Annotated in this window: 15 protein-coding genes, 1 pseudogene and 1 riboswitch; of the genes and pseudogenes, 9 read left to right on the top strand and 7 right to left on the bottom strand. The window is 68.4% G+C overall.

Translation table 11 applies throughout. From position 1 onward, the window contains the following. Positions 1 to 15 precede the first annotated feature (15 nt). Positions 16 to 1350 (bottom strand): aggregation-promoting factor C-terminal-like domain-containing protein, encoded by a 1335-nt coding sequence (locus AC1DBN_RS00705; RefSeq protein WP_314214645.1) that lies wholly within the window; start codon positions 1348 to 1350, stop codon positions 16 to 18. Positions 1351 to 1450: 100 nt separating this feature from the next. Between AC1DBN_RS00705 and AC1DBN_RS00700 the strand changes: the two genes are divergently transcribed. Then, positions 1451 to 2419, top strand: coding sequence for a hypothetical protein (locus tag AC1DBN_RS00700; protein ID WP_314214646.1), 969 nt, complete (start codon positions 1451 to 1453; stop codon positions 2417 to 2419). A gap of 185 nt (positions 2420 to 2604) precedes the next feature. Next, positions 2605 to 2777: riboswitch (cyclic di-AMP (ydaO/yuaA leader) on the top strand. 3 nt (positions 2778 to 2780) lie between these two features. Beyond that, the gene (locus AC1DBN_RS00695) at positions 2781 to 3626 is read left to right on the top strand and encodes a C40 family peptidase (RefSeq protein WP_091720583.1); all 846 of its coding nucleotides are present in this window, start codon (positions 2781 to 2783) and stop codon (positions 3624 to 3626) included. Between the two features lie 99 nt (positions 3627 to 3725). Here AC1DBN_RS00695 and AC1DBN_RS00690 read toward each other — a convergent pair whose 3' ends face one another. From AC1DBN_RS00690 to AC1DBN_RS00675, 4 genes and pseudogenes are all read right to left on the bottom strand, one after another. Further along, complete coding sequence (locus AC1DBN_RS00690) at positions 3726 to 5201, bottom strand: protein adenylyltransferase SelO (RefSeq protein WP_091720586.1); 1476 nt, start codon at positions 5199 to 5201, stop codon at positions 3726 to 3728. Further along, positions 5198 to 6124 (bottom strand): ribonuclease Z, encoded by a 927-nt coding sequence (locus AC1DBN_RS00685; RefSeq protein ID WP_477722428.1) that lies wholly within the window; start codon positions 6122 to 6124, stop codon positions 5198 to 5200. The genes AC1DBN_RS00690 and AC1DBN_RS00685 overlap by 4 nt, the downstream gene beginning before the upstream one ends. Beyond that, a pseudogene (locus AC1DBN_RS00680) lies at positions 6117 to 6652 on the bottom strand (mycothiol transferase). Before AC1DBN_RS00680 ends, AC1DBN_RS00685 begins: the two are co-directional and overlap by 8 nt. A 36-nt stretch (positions 6653 to 6688) precedes the next feature. Continuing rightward, positions 6689 to 6928: a hypothetical protein gene (locus AC1DBN_RS00675; protein ID WP_231994286.1), complete on the bottom strand. Its 240-nt coding sequence runs from the start codon at positions 6926 to 6928 to the stop codon at positions 6689 to 6691. Between the two features lie 255 nt (positions 6929 to 7183). On the opposite strand from AC1DBN_RS00675, the gene AC1DBN_RS00670 reads away from it, so the two are divergent. The 3 genes from AC1DBN_RS00670 to AC1DBN_RS00660 all read left to right on the top strand — a co-directional run bounded on the left by AC1DBN_RS00670 (position 7184) and on the right by AC1DBN_RS00660 (position 10140). Next, entirely contained in the window at positions 7184 to 8050 is an 867-nt protein-coding gene (locus tag AC1DBN_RS00670) for a universal stress protein (RefSeq protein ID WP_091720593.1), read from the top strand. 80 nt (positions 8051 to 8130) lie between these two features. After that, positions 8131 to 9627 (top strand): DUF4389 domain-containing protein, encoded by a 1497-nt coding sequence (locus tag AC1DBN_RS00665; protein WP_091720596.1) that lies wholly within the window; start codon positions 8131 to 8133, stop codon positions 9625 to 9627. A gap of 54 nt (positions 9628 to 9681) precedes the next feature. Continuing rightward, complete coding sequence (locus tag AC1DBN_RS00660; protein WP_091720599.1) at positions 9682 to 10140, top strand: universal stress protein; 459 nt, start codon at positions 9682 to 9684, stop codon at positions 10138 to 10140. Positions 10141 to 10226: 86 nt separating this feature from the next. Here the strand turns inward: AC1DBN_RS00660 and AC1DBN_RS00655 are convergent, their stop codons facing one another. After that, entirely contained in the window at positions 10227 to 10676 is a 450-nt protein-coding gene (locus tag AC1DBN_RS00655; protein WP_091720601.1) for a universal stress protein, read from the bottom strand. A 231-nt stretch (positions 10677 to 10907) separates the two neighbouring features. Between AC1DBN_RS00655 and AC1DBN_RS00650 the strand changes: the two genes are divergently transcribed. After that, positions 10908 to 11588 carry a response regulator gene (locus AC1DBN_RS00650; RefSeq protein WP_091720604.1) on the top strand — a complete coding sequence of 227 codons (681 nt, stop codon included), beginning with the start codon at positions 10908 to 10910 and terminating at the stop codon, positions 11586 to 11588. A 15-nt stretch (positions 11589 to 11603) separates the two neighbouring features. Here the strand turns inward: AC1DBN_RS00650 and AC1DBN_RS00645 are convergent, their stop codons facing one another. Continuing rightward, positions 11604 to 13256, bottom strand: a complete 1653-nt coding sequence (locus AC1DBN_RS00645; RefSeq protein WP_091720607.1) for a GAF domain-containing sensor histidine kinase — start codon at positions 13254 to 13256, stop codon at positions 11604 to 11606. A 255-nt stretch (positions 13257 to 13511) separates the two neighbouring features. Here AC1DBN_RS00645 and AC1DBN_RS00640 point away from each other — a divergent pair, with 255 nt between their 5' ends. From AC1DBN_RS00640 to AC1DBN_RS00630, 3 genes are read left to right on the top strand one after another with little or no spacing between them, the layout of a single operon-like run. Continuing rightward, positions 13512 to 13970 (top strand): pyridoxamine 5'-phosphate oxidase family protein, encoded by a 459-nt coding sequence (locus tag AC1DBN_RS00640; protein ID WP_091720609.1) that lies wholly within the window; start codon positions 13512 to 13514, stop codon positions 13968 to 13970. Positions 13971 to 14029: 59 nt separating this feature from the next. Then, positions 14030 to 14896, top strand: coding sequence for a universal stress protein (locus tag AC1DBN_RS00635; protein WP_091723989.1), 867 nt, complete (start codon positions 14030 to 14032; stop codon positions 14894 to 14896). After that, positions 14857 to 17283: an HAD-IC family P-type ATPase gene (locus AC1DBN_RS00630; protein ID WP_091720612.1), complete on the top strand. Its 2427-nt coding sequence runs from the start codon at positions 14857 to 14859 to the stop codon at positions 17281 to 17283. The genes AC1DBN_RS00635 and AC1DBN_RS00630 overlap by 40 nt, the downstream gene beginning before the upstream one ends. Positions 17284 to 17285: the final 2 nt, after the last annotated feature.

The raw sequence follows: 17285 nt of genomic DNA, 5'->3' as shown, positions 1-17285 counted from the left end.
AAGCCTAGTCCTGCGTCAGTACCAGTTGTTCGCCATCGAGTGGCTCCAGGCTCCGCAGGGCGAGCCGTACCTGTCGCGGATGTATCCCAGACCCCACTCAACCTGGGTCCGGTAGCTGGTCAGCCAGTCACTGCCGGCGCTCGCGTACTTCCCGGGCGGCAGGGCCTGGGGGATCCCGTAGGCGCCCGAGTAGGGGTTGGTGGCCGTGGTCTGCCAGTTCGACTCCTTGGTCCACAGCTGCGCCAGGCACAGGAACTGATCCTGGCCCCAGCCGTAGGCGCCCAGGCGTCCGGCGGCGTAGCTCTTCGCTCCGGCAGGATCGTTGACGGCACCACCGGGAACGGAGGGTACGACGACGGGCGGCGGCACCGGCTGGGCCGGCGGCGGGGGCGCCGGGGCCGGGTTCGCCGGAGCGGGCTTCACCGGATCCGGGTTCGCCGGCGCGGGACCGGCAACTCCCGGCGGCGCCGCGGCCGCGGGCGGTGGTACCTCCACGCGGGCGTCTGCTGCGGTTTTCGCTGCCCGGTCCGAGTCCCGTTGGGCCTGTTCCCGGGCGGCGGCCCGCTTGGCTGCCTGCGAGGCTTCATAAGCGGCGAGGGCGGCCTGGCCCTGCCGGAACTCCCCCTCAACGGCCGCGGTTATTCCCTTGAGTGAGGCCAGCTGTGCAGTGAGTTCACCGCCGTGCTGCTGCTCTTCACTGATGTGGCGGGCTACGGCGTCCTGCGCCGATCTGGCCCCGGCAAGCCTGGTCCCGGCCTCCTTGGCCAGGTTTTCCCGTTCGGAGCGTGCAGCTTTCTCCTGTTCACCCAGGGACGATGCCACCTTCGCGGCGGACGCCGCGCGGTCCACCAGGCCGGCCGTCTTCGCGCCCACCAGCTCCACCATGTTGAGTCCGTGGACGCTGCCGGACTCAAGGGCGTCCAGGGCCATGAAGAATCCGGCCGTGGTTGAACCCGTCTTGTACGACTGCACGGCAAGGGCGCCGATCTCCCTGCGGTGCTGCTGCAGTTCCCCGTTGGCTGCTGCGGACTGCGCCGCCAGGGCTTCGACCCGGCTGTTGGCTGCGGTGAGTGCCGCTTCGGCAGTGGCGTACTCCGCTGCAGCCGTCACGGCCGCGCCGCCAAGCGTTTCTGCATCCGCCTGCAAACCGGCGAGGAGGCTGCCGAGCCGGGTGATCCCGGCCGCTGTACCCGCTTCAGACTCCCTGGCCTGCCGGACGTCTTCCCAGGAGGGGTATCCCTCCGGCGGGAGGTCCGCGGCCGACGCCGGAACCAGGGCCGCGCCCAGCAGGGTAAACACCAGAAGTCCGCCGAGCACCGCGGACTTCAGTTTGGTAACGAACTGGGACATAGTCCCGTAGCCTACGGGCTCAACCACAGGTTGAGGGTTTACAGCTGTGGATTGTTATCCAGCAGAGACGGAAGCCTCGCCACAGCCCTAGACTGTGCCCATGGCCGGCGCCAGCACACCACGCACCACAGCAATCCGCCGCGGCCCCGCCTCCGCACGGACAGCAAGACCGGAAACCGGCGACCGCGTGCTGCCATTCCTGACCGCGGCAGTACTGGCGGTATCAGCCTGCAGCCCGCAGCAGCCCACCCCTGCAGCGTCCCCCGCTGCCGCCGCCCCCGGACCGGTCACCATCGAGGTAAACCAGTCCCGCGACCAGTACGGGCAGCACGCCATCCTGCTCCAGCTCACCAACACCACGGACGGTCTCCTCACAGTGGACCTGGCGCGCGTCAGTTCCCCGCTGTTCGACGGGGACATCGAGTGGACCCCACAAGCGGGCAGCCTGGAGCTTCCGCCGCACCAGCCCAAAAGCGTGCCCGCACAGCTTCCACCCCCCACCTGCGCCGACCTGGCAACGGCATCGCCGCAGGCCAGCGCCACGGTTTCCTTCGCTGCGGCCGGACAGCAGCCGGCAGCCCTGAGCCTTCCGGCGCCGGATCCCTTCGGCGTGCTGCCGCGCAACAACAGCGAGCTTTGCCTGGCCGCCGACGCCGCGAAGGTGGCCGGACTGGCCCTGGACCCGCACCTTGAGGTGGCGGCGGACGGCCGCACCGCCGTCGTCCTCCTTCGCATCAGCCCCCAGCCGACGGCCCCCGGAGGGACTCCGCCCCTCACGCTGCACAGCGTGGGCGGCACTCCCCTGCTGGCGGAGGCCGGGCCCGAGTCCGGGGCTGAGCCGTGGCCGCGGAACGTGACGGTCCGGACGGGGGAAACCGGCACTGCCCTGGCCCTGCGGGTGCGCCCCGCCCGGTGCGATCCGCACGCCGTGGCGGAAGACAAAGTGGGCACCCTGCTGCCCCTCACCGTTACGGTCGGGACCCGGGAAGGCGTCCTGAAAGTCGCCGCCAGCGGGCCGTTGCGTGCACAACTTTATGACTTTGTTACGCAGGCCTGCCAGACCGGCTAGGCACCGGGCATCATCCGAGGTCACCGCGGCGATCCGGGCCGCCATCCGGCCGATGGCTTCATCCGAGAGGTCCGCCTCGTATGTTATCCAAATGTGACAATCGGGTGAACGTCGGGTTATGGTCATACACGTGTCCCTCCCAAGCGGGACATTCCCCTCAGCTTGCCGAGCCCTGCCGCTGAACCGGGATTCAATCGCTTTCCAGCTGGCAGGGACGGGGGAACCAAGTTTCCGCGGCTTCACCGAAGCCTTGGGGTTAAGTCGATATCGCCTTCCGTCCCTGACGAAGTGCGTTACCGGCCGGGTATCTCCAGCCCGAACCCGACAGCTCACCCCGCAGGCATGGGAGAGGCGATCAACCGTGTCAAAAAATTTCACCACCGCCCGTCACCGCGCTACTCCGGCCGGCTCCATCGCGCTGCAGGGTTTGGCCGTGACGGCCAAGGCCCAGGCCCGGACCTTTGGACGCCCGGCACTCGCAGTAGCCGCAGCATCGGGCATTGCGTTCGGCGTCGGAGCTCCGGCACATGCAGGCGTGACCGGCCCGGACAGCACCGAAACCACTAACGTCCAGGCATACTCGGCTCCTGCCGCGCCCGTAGCCGCTGCCCCTGCAGCCGCTGCCGGCAACGTCCACACGGTTGCTTCCGGTGACACCCTCGGCGCCATTGCGTCCGCCTACGGGGTTGGCCTGAACGACGTCCTGGCAGCCAACGGCCTCGACGTTTCCTCGATCATCTACCCCGGTGACCAGATTGCCATTCCCGGCGCCGGCTACGCAGCACCGGCCGCTCCGGCCGTTGCTCCGGCAGCGGCACCGGTCCAGACCGCAAGCACCGCTCCCGCCAACACCGGCATGAACCTCGGCTACGCCTCGGCAACGCCTGCGGCCACCGGCTCGGGCACCGGCGCTGCCATCCTCGCCAACGCTTACGGCCAGGTCGGCGTCACCCAGGACTGCACCGCCATGGTGGAGAAGGCCCTGCGCGCCGTCGGCAAGTCCGTCGGAGACCTGGCTCCCGGCCAGTTCTTCCAGTACGGCACCGTGGTGGGCACCCCCGCCCCCGGTGACCTCGTCATCTCCGCCGGCCACGTCGGCGTGTACGCCGGTGACGGCCAGATGGTCAGCGGCGGCGTCAACGGCAGCCAGACCCAGGTGCACTCCGTCAGCTGGGTTGGTGCAGCCTCCTACGTACGGGTCGCATAGCCTGCTGGGCAGGTAGCTTCCAGCGCATAGAGCTGCAAAAAGGGCGGTAGCCGGGACATCCCGGCTGCCGCCCTTTTTACTGCGTAACCAAACTCAGGCTCAGGTGCCGCAGAAGGTCATGTACGTCCCGAAGTCCTCCGGGGCGCCCTCGGCGTACCGCTCCATGCCGGGGCGTTCGCTGTACGGCGCCGTCACCGCTTCCAGCAGCCCGTGCAGTGGATCCAGGTCCCCGCCGGTAGCCGCGGCCAGCGCCTCTTCGACGAGGTGGTTCCGCGGAATGTACGCGGGATTGGTGCGGTCCATCAGCCCGGCATCCGGCCCCAGCTTCTGCCAGCGTTCGGCCCAGGCATCGTACGCAGCCAGGTCCATGACCATCCCGCGGACAGGCCGGCTGTCACCCCGGGCGGCCTTGGCCAGGTTCCTGAAGAAGAGCGTGTAGTCCACCGGGCCGTCCTTGAGGATGCCGGTGACGCCGTCCACCAGGTCAGAGACCTCCTCGGCTGCCGCCGTATCCGGCTTCCCCGCAGCCAGGCCCAGCTTGGTGGCCATGCCGCCAAACCACGCCGCACTGTAATACCGCCGGAACCCGCCCAGCGCCTCCACGGCCACCGGAACCGCCGCCTTTTGGTCTTCGTCGATGAGCGGCAGCATGGCTTCGGCGAGGCGGGCCAGGTTCCATTCGGCCATGACCGGCTGGTTGGCGTACGCATACCGGCCGCCGACGTCGATGGAGCTGTACACGGCGGCCGGGTTGAACGCGTCCATAAAGGCACAGGGGCCGTAATCGATCGTTTCGCCGGAGATGGTCATGTTGTCTGTATTCATCACACCGTGGACGAACCCCACCAGCATCCACTGCGCCACGAGCGAGGCCTGCGAAGCCACCACGGCCCGGTACAGGGCGAGGTAGGGGTTCTCCTCCGCCGCGGCGTCCGGATAGTGGCGGCTGATGGCATGGTCCGCCAGCCGGCGCAGGAGCTCGGTGTTTTCCGTGGCCCGCGCATACTGGAAACTGCCCACCCGAAGGTGGCTGCCGGCCACCCGGGCCAGCACGGCGCCGGGAAGCATGTCATCCCGGCGCACCTGCCGTCCGGTAGCCACGACGGCGAGGGAGCGGGTGGTGGGGATGCCGAGGGCGTGCATGGCCTCGCTGACCACGTATTCGCGGAGCATGGGCCCGACGACGGCACGGCCGTCACCGGCGCGGGCAAATGGCGTGCGGCCGGAGCCTTTCAGGTGGAGGTCCTTCACCCGTCCGCGGGCATCCTCCAGCTCACCCAGCAGCAGCGCGCGGCCGTCACCGAGGAGGGGCGAGTAGCCGCCGAACTGGTGCCCGGCGTAGGCCTGGGCCACAGGCGTGGCACCTTCCGGGACGTGGTTGCCCAGCAGGAACCGCGCTCCCTCTTCCGAGCCCAGGTACGCCGGGTCGAGCCCCAGTTCCGCGGCGAGCGGTCCGTTGAGTACCAGGAGTTTGGGGTCCGGGGCTTCCTCCGCCTCCCAGGGCACCGCCAGCTCGTTGAGTTCGCGGGCGAAGCGGCCACCCAGGGCGACAGTCGATTCTGCAGCAGCGGTCATGGTTTTAACCCTATCCCCGCGGCGGCCGTTGCAGGCCCCCCGCGGCGGTTCGGAAGGCGGATGCGCTGGAGGTCGTCGGCGGCGATCACAGTGGCACCCTTGGCGCGGGCGGACGCCTGCCGGGCCAGGAAGGTGACGTCGTTGCCGTACCGGGACGAGAAGTGCGTGAGCACCAGCGTCCGCGCGCTCCCCTGTCCCGCCAAATCGCCAGCCTGCCCGGCGGTGAGGTGGCGGTATTCCTCCGCCAGCCCGCCGTCGTCGTCGCTGAAGGTGGACTCGGCGACCAGGAGGTCGGCGCCGTCGGCAAGGTCTTCGGCACCGTCGCACGGTGCGGTGTCCATGACGAACGCGAAACGCTGCCCGGGGCGCGGAACGCTGACATCGGCGAGTCCGACGCCGGCAAGGGTACCTTCGCGCAGGAGGCGGCCGACGTCCGGCCCGGCGATGCCCGCTGCCGCGAGGCGGTGGGGCAGGAACGTAAAGCCCTCGGGCTCGGTGAGGCGGTACCCGTAGGTCTCTATCCGGTGCTTGAGCGGCCGGATGTGGAGGCCTTCCGCCACCTCACCGGCGGCGCCGTGGGGATGGAGCCTCAGGTCCAGGCCGGGCGTGCTGACAGAGACCAGCGCCCGCACCACAGCATCCCCGGAGGCCGGGTAGTGCAGGTGGACCGGGTGGTTGACGCCGTCCAGCACCATTCTGGACAGGACGCCGGGGAGCCCGAAGCAGTGGTCGCCGTGGACGTGGGTGAGGCAGATCCTGGTGACCTGCGTTGCCGAAACTCCGGCGTGGATCATCTGGCGCTGTGTCCCTTCGCCGGGATCGAAGAGCAGCCCCTCCCCGTCCCAGCGGAGCAGGTACCCGTTGTGGTTCCGGGTACGGGTGGGTACCTGCGATGCTGTGCCCAGGACCACCAGTTCACGCACGGCCGCTGCCGTGACGTGCGGCCACCAGGCCTTTCGCGTAGGCTGCCTGGCCCACGTGCTGCAGGCAGTCGGCGAGGGTACTGACAAGCCGGACTCCGAGGGTCACCGGAGGGTCACCGGAGGGTCCCAGTTGGTGTCCACGGTCCGGTCAAGGTCTTGGTCTGCCAGTTCACCGAGGACTTGCATGGTCTGCCGGTGGACCGCGCCGTAGTAGTCCCCCAGCAGGCTTGCCGTGGCGCGGACAGAGTCCACCTGCCCGCTGGTGTGCCCGTAGCCGGTGTCCCGGTCCGTCAGCGGGAGGCCGAAGCGGGCAGCGAAACCCGCGTGCGTCCACACCTGCTCCAGGCCTGCAGCGGAGGCAACCTGTGCGTCCTCCACCCGGGCCAGGTGCCAGAGAAGCCAGGCGATGGGGTTGCCGGTGCCGGCCGGGCGATGGTGCAGGGCTTCTTCATCGAGGCCCTTGAGCGTCTCCGCCACGGCATCGCTGATGCGCACGAAGGCATCCTGCAGGAGTTCATTGCTTTTCATGTCCCCGCCTTTCAGCACCAGCGCCGGTGGCCGTGGCTAACGCTCAAGATCGTTGGGGTCGAATTCGCTGCCTTCCCCCGGGACAGCTTCGTCCTGGAGCAGCGGGTCTTCCTGCCAGCGGTCCGGATTGTTTTCGGCCGCACCGGGATAGCTGTCCGGTTCGCCGTGTACGGGGTCAAGCTCCTGTGACGCTGCGCTTCCCGGTGTTTCATCGAGCAGCACGTCATTTTCGTCAACGATTTCCAGGCCATCCTCCGGGAGGTTCTGTTCACTCATAGTCACGCCTTTCCTTGGGGCTGCACCCGGTCTGATGCAGCGCAGAACGGTACCGCCAGACAATAGTAAGCATACTGAGCACCCCTTCGGGTGGGAACTGTCCTCCGATAGCCGTGACTTTCGGCCCTACAGATGGCAGGACTCCGGCGGCCACTCTTGTAGGCAAGGAGACGTGCTGTCGCCGCGCCAGGCTGGGGGCGGCCACCGCCTCCTGCGTCCGCCCACAACTCCACACGAAAGACCAGGAAGCCGGCCATGACATCACGTAAACCGATTGCTGTTGCCACCAACGACTCGGCGCAGAGCCAGGCGGCGGTGCTGTGGGCCGCGCACCGGGCCGAAAAGTCCGGGGCACCTTTGGCCGTCCTCCACGTCGTGGACGACCGCTGGGTGGCCGAGCCCTACCCCTGGTTCGGCGTACTGGAGGAGGCAGGCGACCAACTGCTGAAAATTGCGGCAGGGCGCGTCCGGGGAGCAACACCGGCCACGGTCACCACACGGCTCCTGACCGGGAGCGTGGGCGGGTCGCTGGCGAAGTACTCGGGCAAGGCGTCGATGCTGGTGATCGGTTCCGGCTCCGGACACTTGGGGGGAACCCTGGCAGACCGGGCCCTGCAGGTCGCGGCCTCCGCCAAGGTGCCGGTGGCCGTCGTCGGGACGCAGGACCTTGCCGGACGGTCCGGCGTGGTGGTGGGGGTCGACGGCTCCCGGGAGGCTACGCAGGCAGTCGCTTTTGCGGCTGCGGAGGCCGACCGGGAGGGCGATGAGCTCACCGTTGTCTATGCAGTCAGGATGCCCGACCCCGTGACGGATGCGGGGCTGGCCCCGGCCAGCCTGGCCGAGATGGTCTCCGAAGAAGAACGCGTGGTCCTCTCTGAGACGGTGGCGGGCCTCGAGGAGGACTACCCGGACCTGTTGGTGCACCGGGTGCTGGACACCGAACGGGACCCCGTTGACGCGCTGGTCCACGCGGCAGGCGGAGCAAGGATGCTGGTGGTGGGAAGCCGCGGCCGCGGCGGCATCAAGCGGCTGCTGCTCGGTTCCACTGCCCACGGGGTGCTCAAGCACCTTCCCTGCCCCACTGTCATCACCCGGATCCAGGCCGGCAAGAACAAGGCCTGACCGGGAACGGGACCCGGCCAGGCAGGGGGCCGGATTCCGCCATCCACATTGTCCGCACCATCAGTTCCGGGGGCGACACCATGAGAAAAACCGCAGCAATCATCATGCTCATCCTGGGGATCCTCCTTTCGCTGGTGGGCCTCACAGCGCTCGCCGGTGGCGCCGTAGCCATGGCGGTGGGGTCCGCGCAGGGTGACGGCTTCCTTACCTCCGGCACGGCCCGGCTGTCAGTCGCATCCCACGCGCTGACCTCGCCCCGGCTCGATGCCATCGGCGAGGGCGCTCCGCCCCGCCTTCCCTTTGATCTGGGGACCCTGCGGCTGCGGGCTGCCCCGGTGGACCCGGCCAAGGACATCTTCATCGGAATCGCGTCCCAGTCCGACGTCGAGAAGTACCTGTCCGGCGTCTACCATTCGGAACTGCTCGACGTCGAGATGCAGCCGTTCCGGGCCGAGTACCGTGACATACCGGGAACTGCCGTCCCTGCCGCACCCGCCCAGCAGACGTTCTGGGCTGCGTCCGCAACCGGCCCCGGCGAACAGGAGCTCACGTGGGACCTTGCGGCCGGCAACTGGTCGATTGTCCTGATGAATGCCGATGCGAGCCAGGGCGTGGCTGCAACGCTGCAGGCCGGGGCCCGGTCTGAACTGATCCGGCCGGCCGCCACGGGCCTGCTGGTGGGCGGCGCCATTGCCTTGGTGATCGGTGTTCCGCTGCTGGTTTTTGGGGCCATGGGCCTGGGCCGCCATACCGGCCCGCCGGCCCGGGGGCAGGGTGCGCCGGGTGCGCCGGGACTTCCGGTGCAGGTTCAGCAGCCCACGCAGAACATGGCAGAACTGGCGGACCGGGCACCCTACCCGGCGCGGCTTTTCGGTGAGCTGGACCCCGGTCTGTCCAGGGGCCTGTGGCTGGTCAAGTGGTTCCTGGCGATTCCGCACTTCGTTGTGCTGGTCTTCCTGTGGTTTGCCTTCGCAGTGACCACCATCGTGGCCGGGTTCGCGATCCTCTTCACCGGCCGCTACCCGAGGGCACTCTTCAACTTCAACGTCGGGGTGATGCGCTGGAACTGGAGGGTAGCGTTCTACGCCTATGCCGCCGCCGGCACGGACCTCTATCCGCCTTTCACCCTGGCGCACACCGACTATCCGGCGGACTTCGACGTGGACTATCCGGAGCGGCTGTCCCGGGGACTGGTGCTGGTCAAGTGGTGGCTGCTGGCCATCCCACACCTGCTGATCGTGGCTGCCCTCGCCGGCACGGCCTGGACGTGGCGGGCGGAAACCACGGATCTGGGAACCACGTATGAGCGCACCACCGGGATTTCGCTGCTGGGGATCCTGGTACTGGTGGCCTTGGTGGCGCTCCTCTTCACCGGCCGCTACCTGCGCCCGCTGTTCGACCTGATCCTGGGCATCAACCGCTGGATTTACCGCGTCATGGCCTACACGGCGCTGATGCGGGACGAATATCCTCCCTTCCGGCTCGACCAGGGGCCCGGGGAAGCGCCGCCGCCGGCGGGCCAACCCGCCCGGCAGGAAGTACCCGTGCCCGGGACAGGCACAACGCCCCAGCCCTAGCCGCCGGCCCGGGCAGGGCAACACACGGACGTGACCGCACCAGAAGGAGTTGAGATGGGTTCTGCCGGAGCACCGTTCGGCCGGATCGTCGTGGGAGTCGACGGCTCGGAGGCCTCCATCGAGGCGCTGCGCCAGGCGCAGCGCCTCGCCGTGCCGCTCGGCGCCAAGGTCGAGGCCCGGGCCTATTGGGATTACCCGCAGGCCTACTCCGGCTACATGCTGATGGGCATCGAGGGATTCGAAGAGCGGGCCGGCCAGATCCTCGATGAGGCGGTCAGCGCCGCCTATGGTGACGAAACGCCGTCGAACGTCGTGGCCAGCCTCGTCCGCGGACACCCCCGGGATTCACTGATCGAGGCCAGCCGCGACGCTGACCTGCTGGTGGTGGGCCGGCGCGGGCACGGCGGCTTCGGCGGCCTGCTCCTGGGCTCGGTCAGCTCGGCGCTGGTGGCCCATGCCCACTGCCCGGTACTGGTGGTGCACACGCCGGAGGCACCGGCGGAAACGCCGTGACGCCGGTGCGGAAGGGGACGGCGCGGAACGGGCCGGTGCGGAACTGGCCGGTGCGGAACTGGACCCGGTGCGGTAAAGACCAGGGGTCAGCGCCCGCCGTCGGCCCCTTCTGCCTGGGCCGGAACCACCAAAACCGGGCAGTGGGCATGGCTCACGCAGGCGGAACTCACCGAGCCCGGGACGAACCCGCCGTGCCCATGCCGGCCGACAATCAGAAGCGCAGCTTTCCTGCTGCCGTCAATCAGGAGGTGCGCTGCGCTGCCCCGCAGGAGCCGCCCGCGGATTTCCGGCGGCACCGCGGCCCCGAAGGCATCGGCGAGCGCCTGCTGGAGTGACTGCTTCGCCGCGAACTCGAATCCCTCAATGCCAACGGCCAGGTAGATTCCGAAACCGGCGGGTACATCCCAGCACGCCCATGCCTCCACAGCAGCGTCCAGCGGCCCCGCCAGGGCATGGGCAGTCCGGAGGGCCTGGATCGAGGCGCCCGATCCGTCCACGCCCACAATGATCCTGGGCTGGCGTTCGCCGGCTTCCATGGTGGGCTCCCTTCCGTTTGCCAGTGCACGTCTGTTCCAACCCTGCTGACGGAGCAGCCGGCCGGGTAGGGCCTTTGGTCACCGGGCGGCTGCAGCAATATCAGGCAATTTCCGACTTTGGTCCCTTACATCCGCGGACGGCGGGCGCAAGAATGGTACTTGCCCCTGCCGGGGGCTGCCCGCACAGCGCAGCGGGTGCAGGTGTGGTCCTTATGAAAATGGGAGCGTAACGTGCAAAGTCTTGAGTCTGGCTCGGGGGAAGCTGCAGATCCGCAGGAATCGCTTCGCGTCTTCATCCTCGACGACCACGAACTTGTCCGGCAGGGGTTGAAAGACCTGTTGGAAGGTGAAGGGTTCGTGGTGGTGGGCGAAAGCGGATCGGCTGCCGAGGCCACACGCCGGATCCCGGCGCTTCGGCCGGATATCTCCATCCTGGACGGGCGCCTGCCGGACGGCACCGGCATCGAGGTCTGCCGAGACGTCCGTTCGCTCGATCCGCGGCTGAACTGCCTGATCCTGACAAGTTACGACGACGAACAGGCCATCCGCGGAGCCGTCCTGGCCGGTGCTGCGGGCTACATCCTCAAACAGATCAGGAGCGATGACCTCCTGGCCGGTATCCGCAAGGCGGCCACCGGCGCCTCCCTGTTCGAGCCAGGGGTGCGGGAACGGATTGTCTCCGGACTGACCCGGACCCCGACGGACCCGAGGATGGAGGGGCTCAGCGCGCAGGAGAAGAAGGTGCTGGCGCTGGTGGGGCAGGGCCTGACGAACCGCCAGATCGGCGAAGAGCTGTTCCTGGCCGAGAAAACCGTCAAGAACTATGTCTCGTCCATCCTGGCCAAGCTCGGTTTCGAACGCAGGACACAGGCGGCCGTGTTCGTCACCAGGAACAGCCAGGAAGCGCACTGACGGGGCCGGGCACCGTCAGGTCAGTCCGACGCGCCACCGGACCCGGGTCCCCATGCCCGGTTCGCTGTCTATGCTGCAGCTGCCGCCCAGCATCTCCGCCCTGTGCCGCATGTTGGCGAGCCCGCTGGTCAGCGCCGGCTCTTCGAAGCCGCGGCCGTTGTCCGATATGACCAGCTCCACATCATCCGCGGACGCGGTCACCGCCACGCGGATGTCCGCAGCCCCGGAGTGCCGCGCGGCGTTGCTCAGGCCTTCGGACAGGACGGAGAGCAGGTGGCCGGCCACGTCCTCGCGGACGGTGTCGTCAACAGGGCCGCTGAAGGCTACGTTGGGCACGACGGCGTAACCCCGGGATGTTTCTTCGGCCACCTTGAGGATGCGGCCGGTCAGCGGTTCCTGGTTGCCGCCGGTCCGCAACGAATAGATGGTGTCGCGGAGCTTCCGGATGGTGTCATCCAGCTCCGTGGTGACGGCGGCGATCCGTTCATGGGCCACCGGATCCGGTGTGTAGCGGCGGAGGCTCTGGATGCTCAGGCCTGCGGCGAACAGGCGCTGGATGACCAGGTCGTGCAAGTCGCGGGCTATCCGTTCCCTGTCCGTGAACAGAAGGTTCTGTTCACGGAGGGCGTGGACCCGGGCGAGGTCGAGCGCCAGCCCGATCCGGCTGCCGAACAACGCGCTGGACTCCACCTCTGCCTGGGTGAACGGGCCCGAACCCGACTGTCGGGCAAGGATCAGCACGCCGTTGTCACTTCCGCTGTGGCCAAGCGCGCAGACCAGTACCGGACCGAGCTTTTCGACCACACCGTCGTCAAAGACCTGCTGGGGATCCCGCACCATCACGGACTTTCCCGTCCTGATGACGTCGTCGACGACGCCGGAAGCTTTGATCTCCCGGCCCGCCTGCAGGCTCTGGACGCCCAGCGAGGAACGGCAGCGCAGGGCACCGTCACCGGCCGGCACAGCGATCACGGCGAGGGCTGAATCCGAAACCCGCAATGCGGTCTCCGACACCAGGTCCAGGTTCTCTGCGTCCCCGGGCCTGGGCGTGACAATCAGCCGGCTGCTCAGTTCCATCCCGGCTTCCAGCCACTTCTGCCGGCGCCTGCTGTCATCGAAATGGCGCGCATTCTGGATCGCCACGCCGGCAGCAGCCGCCAACGCCACAGCCAGGTCCTCATCCTCCGGCGTGAAATCCAGCCCGCCGGTCTTTTCCGTGAGGTAGAGGTTGCCGAAGACGACGTCGCGCACCCGCACGGGGACGCCGAGGAAGGTCTTCATGGGGGGATGGTTCTGGGGGAACCCGGAAGCGATGGGGTGCTGGCCCAGGTCGTGGAGGCGCAGCGGCCGCGGCTCCCGGATCAGCAGTCCCAGCACGCCGTGCCCGGTGGGCAGGTCCCCGATGGACCTGATGCCCTGCTCATCGATCCCCACGGTGATGAAGTGGCTGAGGCTGCGGTCCTCACCAATGACCCCCAGGGCGCCGTAGCGCGCACCCACCAGTTCGCAGGCCGAGCGCACAAGCCTGTCGAGCACGGTTTCGAGGCTGAGGTCTTCGGCCAGGCCCACGACGGCGGACAGCAGGCCGTTCATCCTGTCCTGGGTCTGCAGCAGTTCGTCGGCGCGGGAGACAAAGTCGCGGAGGAGGTCTTCGGCGCGCTCCCGCATGGGCGAACGCCACGGCTCAGTACTCACGTCGGACCTCCTGTTGAAGCGGCCCGCGCCATTGCAGGCTTCCAGCAGCTGTGCAGCGTCCAGGGTGATGCATCCCCGGCGGACCCGCCTGCGCCTGGGCACGCAACAGAGGGCTTGGCACCATCCTAGGAGAGGATCAAGGGGCGGGGAATGCCCGCAGCCCGCATAATTCACGCACCGGGACCTTCTTCCCTACCCCGCCCGGATTCCCGGACCTAAGCTACGGCCATGGATACAGGTGCTGTGGAAGCGGAAGCGGAAATTCTGGGCGTTCATGACTGCTGGAAATACCTGCAGTCGACGCCGGTGTGCAGGATCGCCTTCCCGCACGGGGACACGGTCGAAATCCTTCCGGTCAACTTTGTTCCGAGCAACGGCACGGTGCTCATCCGCACCGGCGAGGGAACAACGCTGGATTCGCTGCCAGACGGCCAGGCCGTATCCCTGGAGGCCGACGGATTCAACCAGTACGGCACCATCGCCTGGAGCGTGGTGGTCAAAGGCCGCGCCGAGGCGGCGGACGACGCCGCGTCCCACCGGGAGGCCAGCGACGGCCGCCTGTCCCCCTGGCAAGCCGGGACCAAGGACCGACTGGTCCGCGTCACCCCCGCCGACGTCACCGGGAGGCGGTTCGTCATCGCTCCCCCGTCGAGCTGGGCTCCGCAGGAACCTGCCGGCGAACGCTGACTTTTCCGCTCACCCACACACATTCATCCCCACCCAGGCACCCCCAAGGAAGGTCAGCCATGGATACCACCAAGCCCATCGCCGTCGGCGTCACCGAGTCCGAAGCATCCCGGGCAGCCCTGGCATGGGCTGCGGCCCGCGCCACCCGGCTCCGTCTGCCGCTGGTGCTCCTGTCCGTCCTGGATGACCACTGGATGGCGGGCGAAGCGCTTGAGGCGCTCCCCTACATTGATGTGCTGCGCACCTCCGGGGAGGACCTGCTGAAGAACTCCGCCGACCGGATCCGCAGCCAGGAACCGGGCCTGGAGGTCTCGCACGAAATGCTGGAGGGCAGCATCGGCGCCTCCCTGGGCCGCTATTCCGGGAAAGCGGCGATGCTGGTTTTGGGCAGCAGCGGGCAATCCCGCGGTGCCATGACGGACCGGGCACTGCAGGCGGCGGCGGTCGCCGATTGCCCGGTGGCCGTCATCGGCCCGGGGAAAGCTGATGGCCGCGGCATCGTGGTTGGCGTCGACGGGTCCGAACAGGCCACCCAGGCCGTGGCTTTCGCAGCCTCCGAGGCCGATGCGCTGGGTGAGGAGCTCACGGTCCTCTACGCCTTCACGGGTCCCAACCGGTGGATCAGGGCGGGGCTTCCGTCCGGCAGTTTCGCCCTGCACGTCATTGAGGAGGAGCAGGTGGTCCTCTCCGAGACTGTTGCCGGACTGCGCCAGGACTACCCCGGCCTGGCGGTGCACGATGTCCTCGAGACCGCCCTGGAACCCGCCGACGCGCTGCTCCGTGCCGGTGCCACAGCGAGGCTGCTGGTGCTGGGCAGCCGTGGCCGCGGCAGCTTCAGCAGGCTCCTGTTGGGGTCCACCGCCCACGCCGTCCTGGCCCAGCCGCCATGCCCCACCGTCATCACCAGGCTGAAGAAGCTGGCCTGAGCTCGGCCGGGGTTGCGGAACGGACCGCCAGGGGCGAAACGAACAGCGTCCCCGCCGCCACCAGCCGCAGCCTGTGGGAGATCGTCCGGGCAAATGTTTTCACCCTGTTCAATGGCATCGTGGCAGGCAGCTTCGTCCTGCTGTTCGTGCTTGGCCAGTGGCGGGATGCGCTCTTTGGCTTTTCCGCCCTGGGCAACGCCGTCATCGGCATCGTCCAGGAGTACCGGGCCAAGAAATCCCTTGACCACCTGGCAATCCTCCAGGCCGCCCGCAGCAGGGTCATACGGGATGGGGTCCCGCAGTGGATCCCGGCAGAAGACCTGGTCCCCGACGACGTCGTCCTGCTCAGCGCCGGAGACCAGGTTTCGGCGGACCTGCGGCTCCTCGACGACGGTTTCATCGAGGCGGACGAGTCGCTCCTGACCGGCGAATCGGAGCCGGTACCCAAATCCGCCGGAGCGGACCTGCTGTCCGGGTCGCTGATCCTCGCCGGCAGCGCGCGGGCGGTGGTAACCAGGGTTGGGGCAGGGACGTTCGCCGCGCGGCTCGCCGCCGAAGCGAAACGCTTCTCGCTCGTCACTTCCGAGATCCGGGCCGGCCTGGACAGGGTCCTCAAGGTCATCACCTGGCTGCTGCTCCCGACGGCGGCACTCGTCGCGAACGCACAGATCCAGGATGCGGGCGGCTGGGCCGGGGCCTTCAGTTCCGGCCGCTGGGTAACGGCTGCGGTGGGCGTGGTGGCGAGCCTGATTGCCATGATTCCCCTCGGCCTGGTCCTGCTGACCAGCATCGCCTTCGCGGCGGGCGGATTGCGGCTCTCCCGGCAGATGGTCCTGGTCCAGGAACTGGCAGCCGTGGAGATACTGGCCCGGGTTGATGTCCTGTGCCTGGACAAGACCGGAACCTTGTCCACGGGTGCCATCGCTTTTGACGCGCTCCACGATGCCGGGATGCCACCAGCCGAGGGATGGAAGGATGCGCTGGCGTGGTTTGGAGCCAGGCCCGAAGCCAGCACCACGGCAGCGGCCATCGGGGCCGCCTTCCCCGGGGACGGACTGCTGGCCGAATCCTCGTCCGTGCCATTCGACTCAACCAGGAAATGGAGTTCGGTCACCTTTCCCTCCGCGGGCGGTGCCGGAGGCAGCTGGGTGCTGGGGGCTCCCAGTGCCGTCCTGGGAGCATCAGCCCTGCTGGGTGAGGCGCACCGGAGGGCCAATGCCCTGGCCGCCACGGGGCTGCGGACACTCGCACTGGCGCACGTGCCCGGTTCCCTGCCACCGGGCGCGGCAGAGGGTGGTGGCCTCCCTGACACCCTTGAACCGGAATTGCTGCTGACCTTCCGCGAAGACATCCGGAAGGATGCGGCGGCCACGCTCGACTACTTCCGGGGCCAGGGAGTCACCCTCAAGATCATCTCCGGCGACGACCCCCGCACAGTGGCCGTCCTGGCCCGCACCATGGGAATGGGTGGTACCGGAGCCTGCGATGCCCGCACCCTTCCCACAAACCCTGCCCTCCTGGAGCAGGCCATGGAGGACTACGACGTCTTTGGCAGCGTCACCCCGGCGCAGAAGCGCGACATGGTGCAGGCACTGCAGCGGCGCGGCCACACTGTGGCGATGACCGGGGACGGCGTCAACGACGTCCTTGCGCTCAAGGAGGCCGATCTGGGGATCGCCATGGACACGGCATCGCCGGCGACGAAGGCAGTGGCCCGGCTGGTGCTCCTGGACGGCCGCTTCGACAGATTGCCGGCGGTTGTTGCAGAGGGACGGCGGGCCATCAGCAACGTGGGGCGGGTCTCCGTGGTCTTCCTCAGCAAGGCGGTCTACATCACCGCCATCTCCCTCGTCTTCGCGCTGCTCCTGTGGCCGTTCCCGTTCCTGCCGCGGCAGCTGTCCATCCTCGATGGCCTGACCATCGGGCTCCCCGGGTTCTTCCTGGCCTTGCAGCCCGGCGGAGAGCGGTACACGCCGGGCTTTCTGAGACGGTCCCTGTCTTTTTCGCTGCCCGCAGGACTGTGCGCAGCCCTGTGCGTGGCCGGAGTCAGCGGGTACGCGGGCACCATCGGCCTGGCGGGAACAGCTGCCGGCCAGTCTGCTGCCATCATCACCCTTGCCCTGCTGGCATCGTGGATCCTGGTCACGGCGTCGCGCCCGCTCACCTGGACGAAGGGATTGATCCTTGCGGGTATGTACGCCGGCCTTTTCGTGCTGTTCACCGTACCTCCGGCCACCGAATTCCTCCGGCTTCAGTGGCCGCCACCGGACCTTCTGGCAGTATCGGCCGCCACCGGCATGGCAGGCAGCGCGGCGGTCCAGGCGTTCGCGGCACTGCAGCGGAGGTGCCCGCCGCGCCAGGCGCCCAGAGCAAGGGAGTCTTCGTAACC

Source organism: Pseudarthrobacter sp. 10T415 (assembly GCF_056394175.1).
The sequence above is the reverse complement of the archived record's forward strand: the minus strand, read 5'-3'. Positions and strand labels throughout refer to the sequence as shown.